Source organism: Blautia sp. HA9023 (assembly GCF_056504095.1).
The window spans coordinates 249,499-269,731 of sequence record NZ_JBWLUR010000008.1; the positions used below are offsets into that span (position 1 = coordinate 249,499).

At 42.1% G+C, this 20,233-nt stretch carries 20 protein-coding genes; 17 read left to right on the plus strand and 3 right to left on the minus strand.

The annotated features are described in order from the left end of the window. Positions 1–11 precede the first annotated feature (11 nt). The 5 genes from AC04Q6_RS11150 (at position 12) to AC04Q6_RS11170 (ending at position 3,842) form a co-directional block, all read left to right on the plus strand. On the plus strand, positions 12–788 hold the full coding sequence (locus tag AC04Q6_RS11150; RefSeq protein WP_118071301.1) for a TadE/TadG family type IV pilus assembly protein: 777 nt from the start codon (positions 12–14) through the stop codon (positions 786–788). A 35-nt stretch (positions 789–823) separates the two neighbouring features. Further along, a complete protein-coding gene (locus AC04Q6_RS11155) occupies positions 824–1,216 on the plus strand; it encodes a prepilin peptidase (RefSeq protein ID WP_330597605.1) in 393 nt (130 codons plus the stop codon). Next, positions 1,213–1,644, plus strand: coding sequence for a TadE family protein (locus AC04Q6_RS11160; protein ID WP_242997086.1), 432 nt, complete (start codon positions 1,213–1,215; stop codon positions 1,642–1,644). The genes AC04Q6_RS11155 and AC04Q6_RS11160 overlap by 4 nt, the downstream gene beginning before the upstream one ends. Before the next feature lies 1 nt (position 1,645). After that, the gene (locus AC04Q6_RS11165; protein WP_118071299.1) at positions 1,646–3,097 is read left to right on the plus strand and encodes a DUF6382 domain-containing protein; all 1,452 of its coding nucleotides are present in this window, start codon (positions 1,646–1,648) and stop codon (positions 3,095–3,097) included. 142 nt (positions 3,098–3,239) lie between these two features. Next, entirely contained in the window at positions 3,240–3,842 is a 603-nt protein-coding gene (locus AC04Q6_RS11170) for a rhomboid family intramembrane serine protease (protein ID WP_021977365.1), read from the plus strand. On the opposite strand, the gene AC04Q6_RS11175 is transcribed toward AC04Q6_RS11170, so the two are convergent. Further along, positions 3,809–4,483 carry a two-component system sensor histidine kinase NtrB gene (locus AC04Q6_RS11175; protein WP_021977366.1) on the minus strand — a complete coding sequence of 225 codons (675 nt, stop codon included), beginning with the start codon at positions 4,481–4,483 and terminating at the stop codon, positions 3,809–3,811. The genes AC04Q6_RS11170 and AC04Q6_RS11175 overlap by 34 nt on opposite strands. Before the next feature lie 122 nt (positions 4,484–4,605). On the opposite strand from AC04Q6_RS11175, the gene AC04Q6_RS11180 reads away from it, so the two are divergent. Next, on the plus strand, positions 4,606–5,010 hold the full coding sequence (locus AC04Q6_RS11180) for an HIT family protein (RefSeq protein ID WP_021977367.1): 405 nt from the start codon (positions 4,606–4,608) through the stop codon (positions 5,008–5,010). A 145-nt stretch (positions 5,011–5,155) separates the two neighbouring features. After that, complete coding sequence (locus AC04Q6_RS11185) at positions 5,156–5,560, plus strand: hypothetical protein (RefSeq protein WP_476389685.1); 405 nt, start codon at positions 5,156–5,158, stop codon at positions 5,558–5,560. A gap of 55 nt (positions 5,561–5,615) precedes the next feature. Here AC04Q6_RS11185 and AC04Q6_RS11190 read toward each other — a convergent pair whose 3' ends face one another. Further along, positions 5,616–6,683 (minus strand): undecaprenyldiphospho-muramoylpentapeptide beta-N-acetylglucosaminyltransferase, encoded by a 1,068-nt coding sequence (locus AC04Q6_RS11190; protein WP_021977369.1) that lies wholly within the window; start codon positions 6,681–6,683, stop codon positions 5,616–5,618. A gap of 92 nt (positions 6,684–6,775) precedes the next feature. Between AC04Q6_RS11190 and AC04Q6_RS11195 the strand changes: the two genes are divergently transcribed. From AC04Q6_RS11195 to AC04Q6_RS11205, 3 genes are all read left to right on the plus strand, one after another. Then, complete coding sequence (locus AC04Q6_RS11195; RefSeq protein ID WP_021977370.1) at positions 6,776–7,588, plus strand: DUF4367 domain-containing protein; 813 nt, start codon at positions 6,776–6,778, stop codon at positions 7,586–7,588. Between the two features lie 60 nt (positions 7,589–7,648). Beyond that, positions 7,649–8,131: a DUF6147 family protein gene (locus tag AC04Q6_RS11200; protein ID WP_021977371.1), complete on the plus strand. Its 483-nt coding sequence runs from the start codon at positions 7,649–7,651 to the stop codon at positions 8,129–8,131. A 291-nt stretch (positions 8,132–8,422) separates the two neighbouring features. After that, complete coding sequence (locus AC04Q6_RS11205; RefSeq protein ID WP_021977372.1) at positions 8,423–10,039, plus strand: MBL fold/beta-CASP domain-containing RNA metallo-hydrolase; 1,617 nt, start codon at positions 8,423–8,425, stop codon at positions 10,037–10,039. Between the two features lie 69 nt (positions 10,040–10,108). Here AC04Q6_RS11205 and AC04Q6_RS11210 read toward each other — a convergent pair whose 3' ends face one another. Continuing rightward, positions 10,109–10,357: a TIGR03905 family TSCPD domain-containing protein gene (locus tag AC04Q6_RS11210; RefSeq protein ID WP_021977373.1), complete on the minus strand. Its 249-nt coding sequence runs from the start codon at positions 10,355–10,357 to the stop codon at positions 10,109–10,111. Between the two features lie 226 nt (positions 10,358–10,583). On the opposite strand from AC04Q6_RS11210, the gene AC04Q6_RS11215 reads away from it, so the two are divergent. The 7 genes from AC04Q6_RS11215 to asnS all read left to right on the plus strand — a co-directional run bounded on the left by AC04Q6_RS11215 (position 10,584) and on the right by asnS (position 20,171). Continuing rightward, positions 10,584–11,285, plus strand: a complete 702-nt coding sequence (locus AC04Q6_RS11215) for a 5'-methylthioadenosine/adenosylhomocysteine nucleosidase (RefSeq protein ID WP_021977374.1) — start codon at positions 10,584–10,586, stop codon at positions 11,283–11,285. Positions 11,286–11,360: 75 nt separating this feature from the next. Further along, complete coding sequence (locus tag AC04Q6_RS11220) at positions 11,361–11,735, plus strand: hypothetical protein (protein WP_118062370.1); 375 nt, start codon at positions 11,361–11,363, stop codon at positions 11,733–11,735. 84 nt (positions 11,736–11,819) lie between these two features. Further along, positions 11,820–12,989 (plus strand): class I SAM-dependent methyltransferase, encoded by a 1,170-nt coding sequence (locus AC04Q6_RS11225; RefSeq protein WP_021977376.1) that lies wholly within the window; start codon positions 11,820–11,822, stop codon positions 12,987–12,989. A 1-nt stretch (position 12,990) separates the two neighbouring features. Further along, a complete protein-coding gene (locus AC04Q6_RS11230) occupies positions 12,991–15,444 on the plus strand; it encodes a hypothetical protein (protein ID WP_021977377.1) in 2,454 nt (817 codons plus the stop codon). Between the two features lie 139 nt (positions 15,445–15,583). Further along, positions 15,584–17,074, plus strand: a complete 1,491-nt coding sequence (gene galT / locus AC04Q6_RS11235; RefSeq protein ID WP_118062406.1) for a UDP-glucose--hexose-1-phosphate uridylyltransferase — start codon at positions 15,584–15,586, stop codon at positions 17,072–17,074. 51 nt (positions 17,075–17,125) lie between these two features. After that, entirely contained in the window at positions 17,126–18,607 is a 1,482-nt protein-coding gene (locus AC04Q6_RS11240; RefSeq protein WP_119248094.1) for an InlB B-repeat-containing protein, read from the plus strand. A gap of 172 nt (positions 18,608–18,779) precedes the next feature. Then, on the plus strand, positions 18,780–20,171 hold the full coding sequence (asnS, locus tag AC04Q6_RS11245) for an asparagine--tRNA ligase (RefSeq protein ID WP_021977381.1): 1,392 nt from the start codon (positions 18,780–18,782) through the stop codon (positions 20,169–20,171). Positions 20,172–20,233: the final 62 nt, after the last annotated feature.

The window sequence follows — 20,233 nt, forward strand, 5'->3', positions numbered from 1 at the left end:
GGTGTACAGGGATGCTTTTTCAGAAAGAAAAAGAAGATAAAAATCAGATAAACAGACTGGATCAGAAAAGAGAAAGGCGCTCTCCGAGAAGGTTTTTTCTGCTTTCCCCGATGAGCAGGAAACCACTTTCTGGAAAGGCATCCCTGTGCACCTTTTTGAAAAGGGCAAGTCTTACCGTGGAAGCTGCTCTGGTTCTTCCGATATTTTTGTTTGGTGTGATCACTTTGATCTCGTTTATGGATATTTATAAAGTGCAGACAGAGCATCTGACAGAATTGTGCCAGAAGGCCAAGGAGGCGGGAATGTATGCATATGGAGCCGGTAATTCCGGAGCGGAGAATATCGTATTGCCAGATGTATATTCCTGCCAGCCTGTAGGCGGTTTACTGCCGTTACCAAGGGTCTGTTTCCACAATACAGTAAAAGTTCATGCGTGGACAGGTGTGAAATATGAAGAAGAAAACACGGCGGCAGAAAATCAGCCAATGGTATATGTCACAGAGTCAGGAACTGTATATCACAGAAAACTGGGATGTAGCTATCTGAATCTGTCGGTACAGCAGGTATCAGGATCAGCTGTGAAAAATATGAAAAATACATACGGCGAAAAGTATCAGGCATGTGAACTGTGCAGCCGTGGTCAGGAACCCGCAGGTGTTGTATATATCACAAAAAAGAGCAATCGTTTTCATAACAGAGAAAGCTGCAGTGCATTGAAACGATCTGTCCGTATGGTGAAAGAATCGGAAGTATCCGGAGAAATGAATGCGTGTGGACGTTGTGGATGAGAGGAGAAGCTATGAGCAGAGGCGAAATATGTATGATGGCATTTCTTGGAATTAATACATGGACAGATATCCGGAAAAAAGAGATTTGTTTTCCGGTGTTTTGTCTGTTCCTGGTGGGAGGTATATTGTGGAGGATAACAGAAGGAAGTTTGTGGCCGGATGGGCTGATTTCAATGGGAATCGGGATATTTGCCGCAATAATATCTGCGCTCACAGGAGGAGAGATCGGAGCAGGAGACGGTCTCCTTATAATAGCAATGGGGTCTGTGATGACAGCAGGAGAGCTGATCGGAATACTTTTTGCTGCGCTTTTGCTGTGTGGGATATATTCCGGAATTCAGCTTCTCGTGTTAAAAAAACAGAGGGATATTGAAATACCGTTTGTACCATTTTTGCTTGCAGGATATCTTGGAGGTGTATTTTTGTGAAAAAACTGAAAAAAGGAAGTTTTACGTTGGAAGCGGCACTGCTGATGCCGTTATTGCTCACGGTTATTATGAGTATGTTGTATCTGGATTTTTTTGTACATAATAGGGCGTGGTTGACAGCAGCTGCATATGAGGCGGCAGTAAGTGGCAGTATGGAAGGATATAAAAAAGAAGCAAATATATATGAGACAGCGGATATTCAGGGACGGATGCTTGGAAGCCAGGGACTGCCTGGAGGGGAAAACCTGAGTATGCAGACAAATGCGGGAAAAAATGTGCAGGTAACTTATCGTATGGAGATACCGGCAGGGTTTCTCGGACAAAAATGGAATATTACAGTCAGCGGAACAGCGAAACCGTTACGTCCTGTAGGATGGATACGCAGGATAAAGGGAGCGGCAGATGCGCTGAAAGAGGTGAAAAATTAAAATGAGATCAGAATATAAAAGAGATATGAATCATAATTATCTGATACTGACAGGAGAAGATACGATTAATACGGATTCTTATCAGGTGAGGATGATTGTGGCAAATGTGGTACCTGATCTTCTGCAATGCCGTATTCAGGGAATCGATGGAAAATTTATGGTGTATTATGATGTGACTTCCAGACATTCGATGACTGCACTTTTCGAAAACAGAAAAATCGGAATGGAAGAACTTCAGGTAATTCTTGGCGGTTTTATTCAGGTGATGGAAGCGATGTCGGAATATCTTCTGAATCCCTGTCAGCTGATCCTGGAGCCGGAATATATTTATCTGGATGCGGAAAAGAACAATGTTCGCTTTTGCTATATGCCCGGATTTCATGGAGAGATACAGGAGCAGTTTCAGAATCTTGCAGAATATCTTCTTCCAAAACTGGATCATGAGGATGGAAAGGCAGTTATGCTGGGGTACAGTGTATACAGAAGGGCACTGGAGGACAGCTTTCATCTGGAATATATCAAGGAAGAATTGTATAAAGTAAGCAATGGAAATCAGGAAGATTTTGAAGCATATGAAAAAAAACAGGCAACTGTATCAGTACAGAAGAAAGTAACATCGGAGAAAGAACAGAAAGAATTGTGGGATATGGAAAACTGGGAACGGGACTCTGAAGCAGAAACAGAAAAATCAAAAAAGGCAGGAAAGAGAAAAAAGAAAAAGTCGAAAGAGGATGCAGAAAAGAAAACAGATATAGGGAAAAAAGCAGCGGGATTTGCGGCAGCTGTTCTGGTTCTGCTGGGAGCTGCCATGGGAATGGCAACAGGATACCTGCCCAGGGTAAGCACTGAAATTTTTCTGTGTGGAGTTCTGGGAATAATGATCCTGGGGATGTTATCTTTCTGGCTGATAAAAAGATTTTCCAGGAAAGAACAGGATCTTCCGGTGAAAATATCAGAAAAGAAAAAATCTGTGAAAAAAGATTCTGCATATTCAGAAGAAAAGAATATGGATACGGATATAGAGGAAGGAATAGAAACGGAATGGGAAGAGAAAATGGAAAAAACATCAAAGAAACACGGAGAAAAACAGGAAATGATAAGAGAGGCAGAAGAGGGATTCGGAGAAACCATGGTTCTTACGTCAGGCTTGGTGAAGGGTCCGGCCACACTGGTAAGCCGTGAACCGGGAGAACTGGCAACGATATATCTTGAACAGGAGATTGTTGTGATCGGAAAACTGGAGACAGCATCAGACGCTGTGATCAATATGCCTACGGTCAGCCGGATTCATGCCAAGATCAGAAAAAGAGACGGAGAATATTATCTGACAGATCTGAATTCCAGAAATGGAACATCTGTTAATGGGCAGATGTTGAAAGCTGGAGAAGAACATCTATTGAAAGATGAGGATGAAGTAGATTTTGCACAGGCCCGCTATATTTTTTTGAGATAACAAAGCGAAAAAACAGGGTTTATGTCGTATTATATAGAAGACCGCAGGTTGTTTATATAATGAAAATCTGATAAAATAGTCCAATAAACTGACCACAAACTGGAAATGATTTTCCGGAGATGTTACAGAAAAGAGGACTTAAGTGGAAGAAATAAAAAAAGAACCTGTGACGATATTGCTGATTCTGTTAAATGCATTAATTTTTCTCATTGTAGAGATTACCGGTGGCTCTGAGAATGGACAGCATATGCTGGAATGTGGTGCGGTTTATGCACCTCTGATCTTTGAACAGGGACAGTGGTATCGTATGTTTACCAGCATGTTCCTGCATTTCGGAGCTCCCCATCTGATCAATAATATGTTGGTACTGTTTGTTCTCGGACAACGGCTGGAACCGGTTGTTGGAAAAATAAAATTTATTCTGATTTATATTCTTGGAGGTCTTGGAGGAAATCTGCTCTCTTTGTTTTTTGATATGCAGACAGAAAAATACACATTATCCGCAGGAGCATCTGGTGCGGTATTTGCAGTTATGGGAGGAATGATCTATGTGATAATCCGTCACAGAGGAAAAGTTTCAGATCTGACCATAAGACAAATGCTGATCATGGCTGCGTTTTCTCTGTATTTTGGTTTTGCAAGTGAAGGTGTTGATAATATAGCTCATATTGGCGGTTTGCTGTGCGGTTTTCTGACTGCAGTGATATTCTATCATCCAAGAAAAATATGGAAAACGGTTCCCTGACCAGGGGTACTTTCTATGGAAATACTGCCATGGTGCGCTTCAGCTACCTGTCTGGAAATAGCAAGCCCCAGACCGGTGCCGTTTTCTTTTGTTGTAAAAAACGGCTGGAAGATACTTGCAAGCTGTTCTTTGGAAATTCCACATCCATTATCCTGAATATTGATACAAATACCAGATTTTTCAGTAAAAGCTGTCACAGAGATCTGTCCGCCGGGAACAGGAACTGCTTCCCAGGCATTCTTAAGAAGGTTCAGAAGCATCTGCCGGATTTGGATTCTGTCTAGCATCAGTGTCGGAAGATCATTGGGAATGTCTGTCACAAGACGGATATCCAGATAGTCCAGAGTAGGTTTGACAGAAGAAAGAACTGTTTTCAGATACATACCGGTATCGGTTGCTTCGGGTTTGACCCGTCCTGCGTTATTAAATGCAGAAAGTTCATCAAGAAGTTCCCGCACATAACTGAGATTATCCATAACATCATCCCAGTGTTCATAATCCTCAACTTCTGGATGGGCGGATGCGATCATCTGAAGTCCGCTGTTGATCAGAGTCAGCGGATTACGGATTTCATGAGAAAATTTAGAAAGTGTGTAATGAAAATCTTTTTTTAATTCATTAACTGTGTCGTCGTTGCACATGTTATCACCTCAAAAAAATATTAACATCAGAAATTCCAAATATCAACAAGAACAGTATTGAAAAAATCGAGAAAATACGACAAAATAAGAATAACAACTATTTAAGCTAGGAGGATAAAACAATGGGAGATTGTATATTTTGTAAAATTGCAAATGGAGAAATTCCAGCAGCAACACTTTATGAGGATGAGGATTTTCGTGTAATTCTTGATCTGGGTCCGGCAAGTAAAGGTCATTCTCTGATCTTACCGAAAAAACATGCAGCTAATATTTATGAGCTTCCAGATGAGACAGCAGGAAAGGCAATGATCCTCGCAAAAAAAATGGCTGGAAAGCTGACAGATGCATTAAACTGTGATGGATTTAATATTGTCCAGAATAATGGAGAGATTGCAGGACAGACTGTATTTCATTTTCATATGCACCTGATTCCGAGATATAAAGGTGATGAAGTTGGACTGACCTGGAAAGCCGGAGAGCTCAGCGATGAGGTGAGAGATGAAATTCTGAAAAAGGTCAGAGACTGATAAATACCTACTAAAGAGAAAAAATGAAAATCAGACATACGAAGAGTTTTACCTTAAATATCGAAAAATATCCAAAGCATACGCATACGGAATCCTGCACGACTGGAATATGGCAGACGATGTCAGCCAGGATGTACTTTATAAAATGTACAACATGAGAAAAGGACTGAATGTTGACAATGAAAAAATGATGTATTCCCTGATACGCAGATCTTCCGTGAATAAAGCAATGGATTATAAAAAGAAGTCCAGTTCCAGACATGAGTTTGTCTGTACAGAAGATATTTCGGAAATTCTGGAAGTTCGGAGATCTGTTGATGCGGAAGAAGTAATTCTGCGTAAAGAGAAGAAAGAATTTATGTACATGGTGTTGGAAAGATTTCGTGAAGAACAGCCTCTTAATTATGAAATCCTGATTCAGGTCAAATATCTGGATATTCCAGTTGAGATAGTTGCAGAAGAGTTTGGATTGACAAAGAGTGGTGTGAATAACAGGATATATAAGGCAAAGCGCTGGCTGAAAGAAGAGTTTCGTAAAGTTTACGAATAAAAAGAAACCCTGCCATTTCCTGGAAATGGCAGAGTTTTTTACAGAAAGTGAATGATCAGGAACGGGCGCATTCTTCAATAAGCTCTGTGATCTTGCTGATAGAATCTACACGACCGTTTCCAGCCATGGCTTCTGTATATTTCTGACGGTCAGTATAAAGCTGGTGGATGGTGTCCAGAAGTTTTGTTTCTGTGATTTCTTCTTCCTCCAGAACCATGCTGAATCCCTGGCGTTCAAAAGAACGTGCATTGAGAATCTGATCACCACGACTTGCTTTTGCGGAAAGTGGAATCAGAAGATTAGGTTTATGCAGCTCGCGGATTTCGCAGATTGCATTGGCACCTGCACGTGAAATCACAACATCAGCCATAGCGAACAGATCCGGAAGTTCATCCTGGATATATTCATACTGGACATACCCGGTGGTACCTTTAAGACTTTCATCGGTTTTACCTTTTCCGCAAAGATGAACAACCTGGAAATCTTTCAGAAGTTCCGGAAGAATCTTACGGACATTGTCGTTTACAGAAGCTGCGCCGAGACTGCCGCCAATAACCATAATTACTGGCTTGTCAGCAGTGAAACCACAGAATTTACGACCAGCGTCCGCATTTCCGGAAAGAAGTTCCTGACGGATCGGAGTTCCGGTAAGAACTGCTTTGTCAGCAGGAAGATTATTGACAGTTTCCGGGAAGTTACAGCATATTTTTGATGCAGATGAGAGACAGAGTTTATTGGCGAGTCCGGGAGTCATATCTGATTCATGGATAAGTGCTGGGATTTTCAGGCGTTTTGCCGCAATTACAACAGGAACTGTAACGAATCCGCCTTTGGAAAAAACAACGTCCGGTTTCAGATCTTTCAGAATTTTTCTGGCCTGGCTGAAGCCTTTCAGGACACGAAACGGGTCAGAAAAGTTTTTTAGATCGAAGTAGCGTCTCAGTTTTCCAGATGAAATTCCATAATAAGGGATTCCAAGTTCTTCGATCAGTTTTTTTTCGATTCCTTCATAGGAACCGATATAGGAAATTGTATAACCCAGCTCCTTAAGTCTTGGGATCAGGGCAATATTTGGAGTTACATGGCCGGCAGTACCACCGCCGGTAAGTACGATGTGTTTCATTTGGATTCCTCCTGAATAGTCATATACTATCATTAAATATGAACTCTAACGGAGGAATTGTCAAGGAAAGATAGGATTACAGGAGAAAAATAATGGAAGATTTCAGGGATGATGAACTGAAAAAATGGTTGGCAGAAGAATACGAAAAAGAAATAGACGAGATGGAGGAAGTTCTGTTTCCGAACGGAGTTCTTCCTGATGATGGAGAAACGGAAGAAGAGGCAAAAGCTGCCTACAAAAAACTTGTGGACCGACTGAAAGCAGATGGCGTTTATGAAGAAGATGAACCTGAAAAAGTAAAAATTGTCTACCTCCCTGAGAAAAAAAGGCATAAAGCAGCAAAGGTGGCAGCGGCGGTGCTCGTGTGTGCAGCAGGCGTATTCGCCGCAAGCATGACCAGCCAGGCTAACAGGAGTTATTTTATTGATTCGGTGAAGGTTTGGACGGGGAATGATACGAAGATTAGTGTTGATAATGACGTCAGAAATGATTCGGTGGATATGTGTGAAGATGATGCTATATCAGATATAACTGAAAAATTGGGAATAAAAGTTCCGTATTTCATGTATCGACCGCAGAAATTTAAGTATTTAGATTATGAGGTTGATAAAATGCAAAAATTTGCATTTATGGAATATCAGCATGATGATAAAGTAATAACATTATATATGGATCAGAATATTGATAATCAAAATAGTATTGCGATTGGGTTAGATGGTAAGCAAATAAAAAAAATAGTATTTGATGATGAAAATATTACAATTACTTTATTAGCGGTAAGAGATAAGGCGGATAAAGAAAAAAACTATGTAGCATATTGGAAATATGAAGAAGTATACTATCAAGTCAGCGGGAAAATGCCAGAAAATGAATTTGAAAAATTGATTGAAAATATGAGATTTTGAGAGAAAACGCAGTGAAAAAATCGTATTAAAGATAGGAATGTGAGTTTGGAAGGAGGAAAAATGGAAAGAAAGATCATTAAATTTATTACATTATTTATGCTTGTAGGAATTTTATGTTGCACAAATATTAGTGCTGTTTGGGCATCTGATACATCAGACATTACAGAAGCAACAGATCTGGAAACAGATTTAGATTCTTCCGAAGATACAGTTTATAGTGTGCTTAGAGGGACGAATTTAAATTATGGAACTACCAAGGTTTCAAAGTTAGCCAGTAATAAAGTAGGGGTTTCTGGAATTACACAATGCCATCATGCATGTGATACAGTGTATTTGGAACTGTATTTAGAGAGAAAAGTTAATGGTAGTTATTCAGTGTATAAAAGTTGGAGTTTTACAACAAACAATGCTACTCATTTAACTAAAAGCTTAGAAGTTATCGTTCCAAGCGGCTACTACTACAGAGTCCGTGGCTACCATGCAGCAAAAGATGGAAGTAAAGAAGCAGTTAGAACAGTAACCAAGGGAGTCCTGGTAAAATAATTTTATAGCATAAGCTCATCCCATCCCCAGCGATGTCAACAAACCAAAAAAATCCAGTAAACTTACATTACCTTCGCTGGGGAATCTTAAAATTCTGAAAAATCTAACAATCTTTCTAAAGATAAATTCTTAAAATTCCATATATTTCACAAAAAGACTGTCAAAATCCAAACATTTCGTGTATAATAAATACAATAAAACTGTTAATAAACAGAAAGTCGATTATTTCTGCTTAAACGTAAGTCGATTGCGTTTATGAACATATAGCAGAGCGGAAAAGGGGGCTTGTGCATGAAGATAACATTTATCGGTGCAACACACGAAGTGACCGGAAGCTGCTATTATCTGGAAGCAGCAGGGCGGAAGTTTCTGGTGGATTATGGAATGGAGCAGGGACCAGATTATTACGAGAATAAAGAGTTACCGGTAGCTCCGGGTGACCTGGACTTTGTGCTCCTGACACATGCTCATATGGATCATTCCGGTAATCTTCCGGCATTATATGCAAAAGGCTATCAGGGACCAATCTACGCCACAGAAGCAACCTGTAATCTCTGTGATATCATGCTCCGTGACAGCGCACATATCCAGATGTTTGAGGCTGAATGGAGAAATCGTAAGGGGCGCAGAGAAGGAAAACCGGAATTTATTCCTGCATATACGATGGAAGACGCAATGGGTGTTCTTCGAAACTTTGTCAGATGTCCATACGATAAAATTATCAAACCTGCTGAAGGAATCGAGGTTCGTTTTGTGGATGCGGGACATCTCCTGGGATCAAGCAGTATTGAAATCTGGCTTACCGAAGATGACAAGAAAGAGAAAATCGTATTTTCCGGAGACATCGGAAATCTTAATCAGCCTCTGATCAAGGATCCTGTATATATTAAAGAGGCAGATTATGTTGTGATGGAGTCTACTTATGGAGACAGAAGTCATGGAGAACGACCGGATTATCCAGTCATGCTTGCGGAAATCATTCAGAAAACTTTTGACAGAGGCGGTAATCTGGTGATTCCATCCTTTGCTGTGGGCCGTACGCAGGAAATGCTGTATTTTATCCGTCAGATCAAAGAACAGGGGCTTGTTCACGGGCATGATGGCTTTACTGTGTATGTAGACAGTCCTCTTGCCAATGAGGCAACTACGATTTTCAGTGAAAATGCCTATACCTGCTACGATGAAGAAGCAATGGATCTTTTGAACAAAGGAATCAATCCACTGTCATTCCCGGGCTTGAAGACATCCGTTACTACCGATGATTCCAGAGCGATTAATTTCGATGAAGACTGCAAGGTGATCATTTCTGCCAGCGGTATGTGTGATGCCGGACGTATCAAACATCATCTGAAACATAATCTGTGGGATCCAAGAAATACCATTCTTTTTGTTGGATATCAGGCGATAGGAACCCCTGGCCGGGCACTTCTGGAAGGGGCCACAGAGATGAAACTGTTTGGAGAGACGGTGCAGGTTGCAGCGGAAATCAGCAGAATGCCCGGAATCAGTGGTCATGCAGATGTAAATGGCCTTCTGAACTGGGCAAGAGCATTTGAAACGAAGCCGAAGCATGTCTTTGTTACTCACGGAGATGATACGGTAACGGAGGTTTTTGCCCAGAGACTGAAAGAAGAGCTGGGATATGACGCAACGGCGCCGTTCAGCGGAACAGAATATGATCTTCTGGAGAACAAATGTATCCACGAAGCTGTTGGTGTCCGCATTGTGAAAGCCACTGCTTCACCCAAAACGACCAAAGCCGCCCGTGCATATGAGAAGCTTCTGGCTATGGGACGCCGCCTGATGACGATTATCCGTAAGAATGAAGGCTGCCCAAACAAAGATCTGGACCGTTTTGCAAGAGATATCCAGTCATTGTGTGATAAATGGGACAGAACAGATATCTGACAGAAGAAACAAATATAAAAAACACCCTGCAGAAAAAAGATTCTGCAGGGTGGCGATTGATCTTACAGATCAGCCTTCGTTTAATGCCTGACGGATTGCCTTTGCAAGCTGATCCGGACATGAAGTTGGTTTGAAACCACAGCGGATACCTTCCAGGCGGCTGATCACTTCATCAGCATCCATTCCTTCTGCAAGATGTGCAACGCCCTGTGTATTTCCGGAGCATCCACCTGTAAATTTAATATTGTGTACTTTCTTATTGTCGTCGATCTCGAACTCAATTCCCTGAGCACAGACACCTTTTGTTTTATATGTCATAAAAATTCCTCCTGTATTTATTTGCCGTCCGGTACAGAGAATATCTATATGGTTTTGTACCGGAGAGCAGTATCATATCTACCAATTATATCATCTCTTAAAAAAAGTTTCCATAAAAAATAAAATTTGTTATAATGAACGTTGTAGAAAAAGAAAAAGTACTGTTGAACAGAAGAAAAATGAAAATTCAGCAGGATATTATATTGAAAGAGAGGACTTACAGATCATGAAATGTGTTGGAATTATAGGCGCAATGGAACAGGAAGTTGCAAGACTGAAAGAAGTGATGGAAGATGTGTCCATCACTACAAGAGCAAACATGGACTTTTATGAGGGAGTTCTGGAAGGAAAGAAAGTTGTTGTAGTGCAGTCCGGAATCGGTAAAGTAAATGCAGGTATGTGTACCCAGATCCTGGCAGATCTTTTTCAGGTGGAAGCTGTGATCAATACCGGTATTGCAGGAAGCCTGAATAACGACATCAATATCGGAGATATCGTACTTTCTACAGATGTTCTTCATCATGATATGGATGCTACAGGATTTGGATATCCGAAGGGACAGATTCCTCAGATGAAAGAATTTTCTTTCCAGGCAGATGAGGGTCTTCGTAAGATCGCCCGTGATGTATGCGAGGAAGTGAATCCGGAGATCCAGGTTTTTGAAGGAAGAATTGCTTCTGGAGACCAGTTTGTATGTGATCAGGGTGTAAAGGACAACATTGTAAAAGAGTTCAGCGCATATGCAGTTGAGATGGAGGGTGCGGCGATCGGACAGGCAGCAGCTCTTAACGGAATCCCGTTCCTGATCATCAGAGCGATTTCTGACAAGGCTGATAACAGCGCAAACATGGATTATCCGGCATTTGAGAAACTTGCCATTGAGCATAGCGTGCGCCTGACTCAGGGAATGCTGAAACGCATGGCATAATTGCAGAAACAGGGGAACCGTCATATCTTTTCTGCATATACTGTAAGAGATAGCAGAGAGAGGACAGCAGCGATTATGCTTTATCGAGACTTTTATCCGTTTTATGCTGCACAGGGAAATCCTGTTTTTTATAATGAGGAGCGGGAACAGGAGAGAGAGTTTGACCTGATGAAATCCTATTACCCAGATACAGCCAGAAAGATCCAGGAGAAGGCGGAAATGCAGTGTCAGCTTCTGGACTATGAGGGAAGCCGCCTGTATGACGAGTATCCGGATCGTTTTATGCTGTATCATATCTGCAGTCTGGTGAAAGATGAGATGACCAAAGATGCCAGTGCCCAGGAAATGCCGGGCGGATTTCTGGATGATCTTATCCAGGTATTGGTATATCAGGAAATTTCCCGGAGAAGATGCCGACGCCGGAGATGTCGACAGTATTTTCCGCGATAACAGTAATGACAGAATATGAATGACAGGTTCCTCCAACATCTGTCCATATACAAGAAAAACGAAAATGAATATAATGGAAGTATGATGAAGACAATAAGGGAATTTTTAGAAGAACAGATCAATGAACAGCTGATCCAGGCTGTTGTAAGTGGCCGCAGGACTGGTGAGGGACCTTCCAAGGTGAAGCTTCGTCCTGTGGAACTGAAAGGGAAACTTTGTTACCAGGCGTCTGTGACAGAGGGAACGAAGGTTTACCATAAAAATTATTCAAGGGAAGAGATTATCGATTATCTGGAGCAGGCAATGGAAGAATTCCGTCAGCTTCAGGTAATCGGACGCAGCCAGGATGGAAGCATCCTCATAAGCAAAAAAGGCAAGGCAACGATTAAAACAAAAAATCATAAAGCTGTTCAGAATGAAAGTGTAAAAATCGCACCGCATAACCGTGTGAAACAGTATATTCTGAAAGAGGGAACCGCAGCTCCGTTTCTGGTGGATCTGGGAGTTATGACAAAAGATGGAAAGATAGTTGCTTCCCGATATGATAAATTCAGGCAGATCAACCGTTTTCTGGAATTTATTCGGGATATTCTTCCCAAACTTCCGAAAGACCGGGAGATTACAATCCTGGATTTTGGCTGTGGAAAGTCCTATCTTACATTTGCGATGTATTATTATCTCAGAGAGCTTGAGGGTTTTGATGTGAACATCATAGGCCTTGATCTTAAAGAAGATGTGATCCGACACTGCAGCGAGCTTGCCAGATCTTATGGGTATGATAAACTGCATTTCTATCAGGGAGATATTGCCGGCTATGAAGGAGTTTCTTCCGTAGATATGGTGGTGACACTTCATGCCTGTGATACAGCAACAGATTTTGCCCTGGCGAAAGCCGTGGAATGGGGGGCACAGGTGATCCTGTCTGTTCCATGCTGCCAGCATGAACTGAACCGCCAGATCAAAAATGAAATGCTGCAGCCGATCATGCGTTACGGAATTTTGAAAGAACGTATGGCTGCGCTGATCACAGATGGCCTGCGGGCAGAGCTTCTGGAAAGTAAAGGCTATGAGACACAGCTTCTTGAGTTTATTGATATGGAGCATACACCAAAGAATATCCTGATCCGCGCAGTAAAAACCGGAAAGAAAAAGAACAGAGAAAGTTTTGCGGATTCCATGAAGGCGCTTCATGTAAATCCTACACTGGACAGGCTTCTTTATCCGGAAGAGTCGATCTCACAGAAGGGAGAATGACATGAAAAAGATCCTACGTAAAGGAGCTATACTTCTGGTGATCTTCGTAGCAGTAGTGGCCTGTACATCACTTCTGATGAACAGTCAGTCTACGGATAACCGTTCAGATATGAATGACGCCACGCTTCCGGAAGTTATGGTAAAGCTGGGAAGTACACAGGCAAATAAAATGTATGGATACAGGCAGCAGATGCAGACCGATTTCATGCGAGGCAGTATTACACCTCTGGATACGACGAAAAAGCTGACATTTGAGATCAATCCATACACAGATACAGTAACAGGCCTTGCGTATGAGGTGCGTACTTCAGATGGAAGCAAGGTTATGGAGAACCGTAAGATCAAGAATCTTACCAAAGAAGAAAACGGATATTTAAGTACAGAGATCGAAATTGGCAGTGATCTTCGTATGAACCAGGAATATTCTCTTCAGATCACGCTGGATACCAGCGAGGGGGAAGTTTATTACTATACAAGAGTTGTTTCCAGAACGCAGTTAAATACAGAGGCGTATTTGCAGTTTGTAAAAGATTTTTCCTCCAAATGTCTGGATAAAGAGCAGGCAGATACTCTGACGGGATATCTGGAGGCAGAAGATACGACCAGTGGAACCAATTTCAATAATATTACCATCTCTTCAGGCCTTTCCAATATCAGCTGGGGATCACTTTCACCCAAAATGTATATGGAAGGTGTGCCTTTGATCGATGATATCAACGAAACAACCGCAAGTATTACTTTGAATTATCAGGTTTCTGCACAGGATGATGAGGATAAAACAGAAATTTATGATGTTACGGAATTTTATCGTATGCGTTATACGGAGACCAGGATCATGCTGTTGGACTTCAAGCGTTCTGCAACAAAAGTTTTTGATCCTTCTCAGACGGTTGTTTCCGATGCGGGACTTCTTCTGGGAATCCGAAATAAAAATGTCACCTATGCGTCTAACAGTGATGGAAAGATCGTTGTTTTTGAGCAGGATGGTGATCTCTGGTCTTATGCACCGTCCAGCGGTAAGATCACAAGGATCTTCAGTTTCCGTAAAGATGAAAATAATGATTCCAGATATGTGAGAACGGAACATGATATTAAGATCATCCGCGTGTCAGACAGTGGAGATGTGGATTTTGTACTTTATGGTTATATGAACCGTGGTGTTCATGAAGGATACAGCGGAGTCTGTGTTTATCATTACAACAGTGACCGTAATGTAGTGGAAGAAAAGGTTTTCATACCGAGCACAGAATCCTACGAATTCCTGAAGGAAGATCTCGGAACACTTACTTATGTAAACAAAAATAATCAGCTGTTTCTTCTTTTTGCACAGAAGCTGTATCAGGTAGATATTGAAACAGGAACTTCTGAGATCCTGGAAGATGGTATTAAACAGAATTATTTTGTAGTATCTGAGACCAAGGCACATGCGGCATGGCTGATCACTTCCGGAGATGATAAAGGAAAGATCAGAGAAATCGAGTTTGATTCACTGAAAACAAGAGATCTCCTGCCGGAAAGCGGGCAGAAACTGAGAACTCTGGGATTTATGAATGAAGATCTGGTATATGGAATCCTTTCTGATGAGGATATTCTTACAGATGCCAACGGACATGAAACAGAAGGACTCAGTACATTCCGCATTGAGAGCTTTAAGGGTAAAGTAAAGAAAGAATATCATCAGGATGGCCTTTATGTCACAAATGTGACGGTTGGAAGTACCATGATGGAATTTGAGCTTTCCGCAAAATCAGGAAATACTTATACAGTCCAGAAAAAAGATAATATCATGAATAACAAAAAGGCATCCGGAAGTCAGGTAGATGTGGCTCTGATCACTACAAACCGCGCAGGAACACTGATCCGCCTGACCATGACCCAGAAGCCGGAGACGGACAGCCCGCTGCTTGTTTATTCCAAGATCGAGAGTACAGAAGATTCACCGGTGACACTGGATACGACTGTTCCGCAGGGAGAACTTTATTATGTTTATGCATATGGATCTCTTGACCGGATTTATACAGATCCGGCAGCAGCCGTAAAACGTGCGGATAATCAGACCGGAGTTGTCCTGAACCGTGCTCAGCAGTATGTCTGGGAACGTGGAAATAAAAAGACAAAGATCCAGATGGATATAGAAGATGTACCGGATACGATCCTGACAGCTAACTGGAAGAAGAAGGAACTTCAGGATGGACTGGGAGATACAGGAACTGTGATCGATCTGACCGGATGCAGTCTTGATAATGTCCTTTATGAGGTCAGCGCCCAGAGGCCGGTAGTGGCCAAAACCGGAGAGAATTCCAGCGTTGTGATCGTAGGCTATGATGAATATAATACGTATCTTTATGACCCGTCTACAGGACAGACAAGCCCATATGGAATGAATGACAGTACAGCATTATTTGAAAGTGCGGGAAATGTATTCCTGACCTATATAGAAAACGTTACAGAGTGACGCAGATAAATGGCCGGATAAAAGCCGTGGGGTAACAGCAGAGATGACAAATCGGGAAGACCCGTTTGGCATAAATCAGAAAAGGACAGGTGTATTTGTCCTTTTTTGGAAAAAGCGCGACAGGAAAGGGGAAAATGTAATGTTAAGTGAAAGTATCAAAAAACTGGTGCAGTATGGAGTGGAGACAGGAATAACACCAGAATGTGAAAGAATCTATGCGACGAATCTTCTTCTGGATGCCTTTGGGGAAAGTGAATATACAGAACCCGAGACAGAGTATGCTAAAATTGATCTTGAGGCGACTCTCGATGAGCTTCTGGATGAAGCTGTAAAGAGAGGGATTATTGAGGACAGCGTTGTATACAGAGATCTCTTCGATACAAAACTTATGAACTGTCTGATGCCGCGTCCGGCGCAGGTGCAGAAAGAATTCTGGGATGCTTATAAAGAAGATCCGGAGAAAGCAACGGATTATTTTTATAAACTGAGTCAGGACAGCAACTATATCAGACGCTACCGTGTAAAAAAAGATCAGAAGTGGACAGTAGACAGTGAATATGGTAAGATCGATATCACCATCAACCTTTCCAAACCGGAAAAAGATCCGAAAGCCATCGCAGCTGCCAAACTTGTGAAATCCAGTAGTTACCCGAAATGTCTGCTTTGTCCGGAGAATGAAGGTTACGCAGGAAGAGTAAATCATCCGGCAAGAGAAAATCACAGAATTATCCCGATCACGATCAATGACAGTCCGTGGGGCTTTCAGTATTCCCCATATGTTTATTACAATGAACACTGTATTGTATTTAACAGTAAACATACACCTATGAAGATCGAGAGAAACACGTTTATCAAGCTGTTTGATTTTGTAAAACTGTTTCCGCATTATTTTCTTGGCTCCAATGCGGATCTTCCGATCGTTGGTGGTTCTATCCTGAGCCATGATCACTTCCAGGGCGGACATTATACATTTGCCATGGCGAAGGCTGAGATCGAGAAGCATGTGACGATTCCAGGATATGAAGATGTAGAAGCCGGTATCGTGAAATGGCCGCTTTCTGTTTTGCGTATCCGGAGTAAAGATGAGAAGAGACTGATCGATCTGGCGACACATGTGCTGGAAAACTGGAGAGGCTATACAGACGAAGCTGCATTTGTTTTTGCAGAGACAGACGGTGAGCCTCATAATACCATCACGCCGATCGCACGTAAGGTGGGAGATACTTTTGAGCTGGATCTGACACTTCGAAACAATATTACAACAGAAGAGAATCCGCTTGGCGTTTATCATCCACATGCATGTTACCATCACATCAAGAAGGAAAATATTGGTCTCATTGAAGTTATGGGCCTGGCCGTTCTTCCGGCACGTCTGAAAGAAGAACTGGAACTTCTGGAAGAGTATATTTTGAGCGGCAAGGATATCGCTTCTAATGAAAAGATCGAGAAACATGCTGCATGGGTTGCAGAATTTCTGCCGAAATACGAGAAACTTGACAAAGATAATATTCAGGATGTTCTCCGCAAAGAGGTGGGCAATGTATTTGTTCATGTTCTGGAGGATGCCGGTGTTTATAAATGCACACCAGAGGGCAGGGATGCATTTATGAGATTTATCAGCACTCTGTAAAAAAGGAGGCACACCGGGACTGGATATGGATTTCAGAAGGAGTTTGTTTAAATGAAAAAAACAGAAAGAACCGGAAAAGCCTTTTACATGAAGTGGCTTTTGCTGGCACTTTTCGCAGCAGCACTGATCATAATGCCGGCAGCTTCCCAGAAAGTATCGGCAGCCAAAATGGTCTATACTGTGAAGTTTAATAATAATTCAGGTACCAGCAAAAGCAAAACATATACAGCGTTGACAAGAAACGTAACATTAAATACCACGATTAAGCTTCCAAGTGTTCCGAAGGCAGTCGGATATCAGAATCTTGGGTGGACGACACAGAAAGGCAGTACCAAAGTGGTATATAAAGCCGGAGCAAGTGTAAAAGTCACCAGGGATATGAATCTGTACGCAGTCCGCAGAAAAAGCAGGTATTATACAGTAAGCTTTTATCTGGGAAATGGAAGCAGTAATTCCACATATCGGAAACTTCAGAAAAAAGTAGAAGAGGGCACTTATTATACTCTCCCGACAGTGCCATCCAGATCGGGCTATGTGAACCTTGGATGGTCTACGACAGTAAATGGAAAGACATCCACTGCAAAGAAGGCTGGAACAAAGATTAAGATCAGTAGAAATATCAAGTACTATGCAGTACAGATGCAGTCTGTAAGTGTGAATCTCTGTAAAGCAAATGGAAGCGTATGGAAAACAGTAACACTTGGTAAAGACGGATACCTGAAGCTTCCGTCAGCTTCCAATGCAACGGGTTATACATTCATGGGATGGTCAAAAACCAGACGTACAGGATCTGCAACATCGCCGGATTATGAAGCCGGAGAGCTGGTTAAAATAAGCAAGACTACGACCCTTTATGCAACGGTGTTCAACCGTACAATGGAAAAAGATATCAGTTCTGCAAATATGTCAAAACCTGCCATTGGAATGAAGTACAGTAAGGTGATCTTCGTAGGAGATTCCCGTACTGCAGGAATGAAGGCAACTCTGAATAAACAGGTAAGCAGTTCCGTGACCAGCGATGTTTCTTTTATTGCAAAAGCCGGACAGGGACTTAGCTGGTTTCAGAGCACAGGATATACTCAGCTTATAAACGAAATCAACAAAACCAAAGGAAGCAAACCGATTGCGGTTGTTTTCAATCTGGGCATCAACGACATGGCAAACATCAGCAATTACATCAGTTATATGTCCGACATTGCTTCTACACTGAAGAGCAAAAACTGTAAACTGTTTTACATGTCTGTCAATCCGATCAACAGTGTTATGATCACGAAAGCAGGAAAAGGTGCACGTACAGAAGCGCAGGTAAGAGAGTTTAACAGTAAGATCCACTCCGGACTTTCACTGAATTATAAGTATATTGATACTTACAGTGTACTGATGAAGAAGGGCTACGGAACGAATTCCTCTTATTCCGGAACGGATGCTGCTTCTGATGACGGACTGCATTACACGACCAAAACATTTAAGAGAATTTATTATTACTGTATCACATATCTGAACACAGGAAGCATTGATGCATCAATCTACTGATCAGGCATATGATCCCGTGTACCGGACTGCTTCCGGTATGCGGGATTTTTCTGTGTATCAGGGCAATTACTCCTTGCACGAACCATAAGAATAGTCTATACTTAATTCGATACGGACATTTGGAGGTCCGCAGGGACGTGTAATCCTGAATATGAGGAATGAGGTATAGATTATGGAACTGACAACAGTGAAAGAAATTTACAGAAACCGTGAGCAGTATCTTGATAAAGAGATCACGGTAGGCGGATGGGTACGAAGCGTTCGTGATTCCAAGGCTTTTGGATTCATCGTACTCCATGATGGAAGCTTTTTTGAAACTCTTCAGATCGTATATCATGATAACATGGAGAATTTCGCAGAGGTTTCCAAGCTGAACGTTGGAGCAGCCATCATTGTAAAAGGTACACTGGTAGCTACCCCACAGGCAAAGCAGCCATTTGAAATCCAGGCGACAGAGGTATTTGTAGAGGGTAGCTCCGCACCGGATTATCCGCTGCAGAAGAAACGTCACAGCCTTGAGTATTTAAGAACCATGACACATTTAAGACCGAGAACAAACACCTTCCAGGCTGTATTCCGTGTGCGTTCTCTCTGTGCATATGCAATCCATAAATTCTTCCAGGAAAGAGGATTTGTTTATGTGCATACACCACTGATCACAGGAAGTGACTGTGAGGGTGCTGGAGAGATGTTCCAGGTAACGACACTGGATCCTGCGAATATGCCGATGACAGAAGACGGAAAGGTTGATTATTCACAGGATTTCTTTGGAAAGGAGACCAATCTTACCGTAAGTGGACAGCTGAATGGTGAGACTTTTGCACAGGCATTTCGTAATATTTATACATTCGGACCGACTTTCCGTGCAGAGAACTCCAATACAACCCGTCATGCTGCTGAGTTCTGGATGATCGAGCCGGAGTGTGCGTTTGCGGATCTTCAGGATGACATGGAACTTGCGGAGGCTATGCTGAAATATGTGATCCGTTACGTTCTTGAGAATGCACCGGAGGAAATGAACTTCTTCAATTCCTTCGTGGACAAGGGGCTTCTTGACAGACTGAACCATGTGCTTAATTCTGAATTCGCACATGTAACTTATACAGAAGCTGTTGAGATCCTTGAGAAGAACAACGACAAATTTGATTACAAGGTATTCTGGGGATGCGATCTTCAGACAGAGCATGAGCGCTATCTGACAGAGCAGATTTATAAGAGACCGGTATTTGTTACCGATTATCCGAAGGAAATCAAAGCCTTCTATATGAAACTCAATGAGGATGGAAAGACTGTTGCTGCTATGGATTGCCTGGTACCGGGAATCGGAGAGATTATCGGAGGAAGCCAGAGAGAGGATGACTATGGCAAGCTGAAAGCACGTATGGACGAGCTTGGCCTGAAACCGGAGGATTATGATTTCTATCTGGATCTCCGTAAATATGGTTCTACACGTCATTCCGGATTTGGTCTTGGTTTTGAGAGATGTGTAATGTACCTTACAGGTATGGGTAACATCCGCGACGTAATTCCATTCCCGAGAACTGTAAAGAACTGCGATCTTTGATCACAGACCTCAGAGAGGAACTGACAATAAGTATTGACTATGTGTAACTGATACACAGGGGA

Bases quoted from the DNA above. Each gene is read 5' to 3' on its own strand.
- AC04Q6_RS11150 (WP_118071301.1), top strand. From the start codon at position 12: ATGCTTTTTCAGAAAGAAAAAGAAGATAAAAATCAGATAAACAGACTG.
- AC04Q6_RS11155 (WP_330597605.1), top strand. From the start codon at position 824: ATGGCATTTCTTGGAATTAATACATGGACAGATATCCGGAAAAAAGAG.
- AC04Q6_RS11180 (WP_021977367.1), top strand. From the start codon at position 4,606: ATGGGAGATTGTATATTTTGTAAAATTGCAAATGGAGAAATTCCAGCA.
- galT (WP_118062406.1), top strand. From the start codon at position 15,584: ATGTTAAGTGAAAGTATCAAAAAACTGGTGCAGTATGGAGTGGAGACA.
- asnS (WP_021977381.1), top strand. From the start codon at position 18,780: ATGGAACTGACAACAGTGAAAGAAATTTACAGAAACCGTGAGCAGTAT.
- AC04Q6_RS11225 (WP_021977376.1), top strand. From the start codon at position 11,820: ATGAAGACAATAAGGGAATTTTTAGAAGAACAGATCAATGAACAGCTG.
- AC04Q6_RS11185 (WP_476389685.1), top strand. From the start codon at position 5,156: ATGTACAACATGAGAAAAGGACTGAATGTTGACAATGAAAAAATGATG.
- AC04Q6_RS11220 (WP_118062370.1), top strand. From the start codon at position 11,361: ATGCTTTATCGAGACTTTTATCCGTTTTATGCTGCACAGGGAAATCCT.
- AC04Q6_RS11240 (WP_119248094.1), top strand. From the start codon at position 17,126: ATGAAAAAAACAGAAAGAACCGGAAAAGCCTTTTACATGAAGTGGCTT.
- AC04Q6_RS11230 (WP_021977377.1), top strand. From the start codon at position 12,991: ATGAAAAAGATCCTACGTAAAGGAGCTATACTTCTGGTGATCTTCGTA.
- AC04Q6_RS11205 (WP_021977372.1), top strand. From the start codon at position 8,423: ATGAAGATAACATTTATCGGTGCAACACACGAAGTGACCGGAAGCTGC.
- AC04Q6_RS11165 (WP_118071299.1), top strand. From the start codon at position 1,646: ATGAGATCAGAATATAAAAGAGATATGAATCATAATTATCTGATACTG.
- AC04Q6_RS11210 (WP_021977373.1), bottom strand. From the start codon at position 10,357: ATGACATATAAAACAAAAGGTGTCTGTGCTCAGGGAATTGAGTTCGAG.
- AC04Q6_RS11215 (WP_021977374.1), top strand. From the start codon at position 10,584: ATGAAATGTGTTGGAATTATAGGCGCAATGGAACAGGAAGTTGCAAGA.
- AC04Q6_RS11195 (WP_021977370.1), top strand. From the start codon at position 6,776: ATGGAAGATTTCAGGGATGATGAACTGAAAAAATGGTTGGCAGAAGAA.
- AC04Q6_RS11175 (WP_021977366.1), bottom strand. From the start codon at position 4,483: ATGTGCAACGACGACACAGTTAATGAATTAAAAAAAGATTTTCATTAC.
- AC04Q6_RS11200 (WP_021977371.1), top strand. From the start codon at position 7,649: ATGGAAAGAAAGATCATTAAATTTATTACATTATTTATGCTTGTAGGA.
- AC04Q6_RS11190 (WP_021977369.1), bottom strand. From the start codon at position 6,683: ATGAAACACATCGTACTTACCGGCGGTGGTACTGCCGGCCATGTAACT.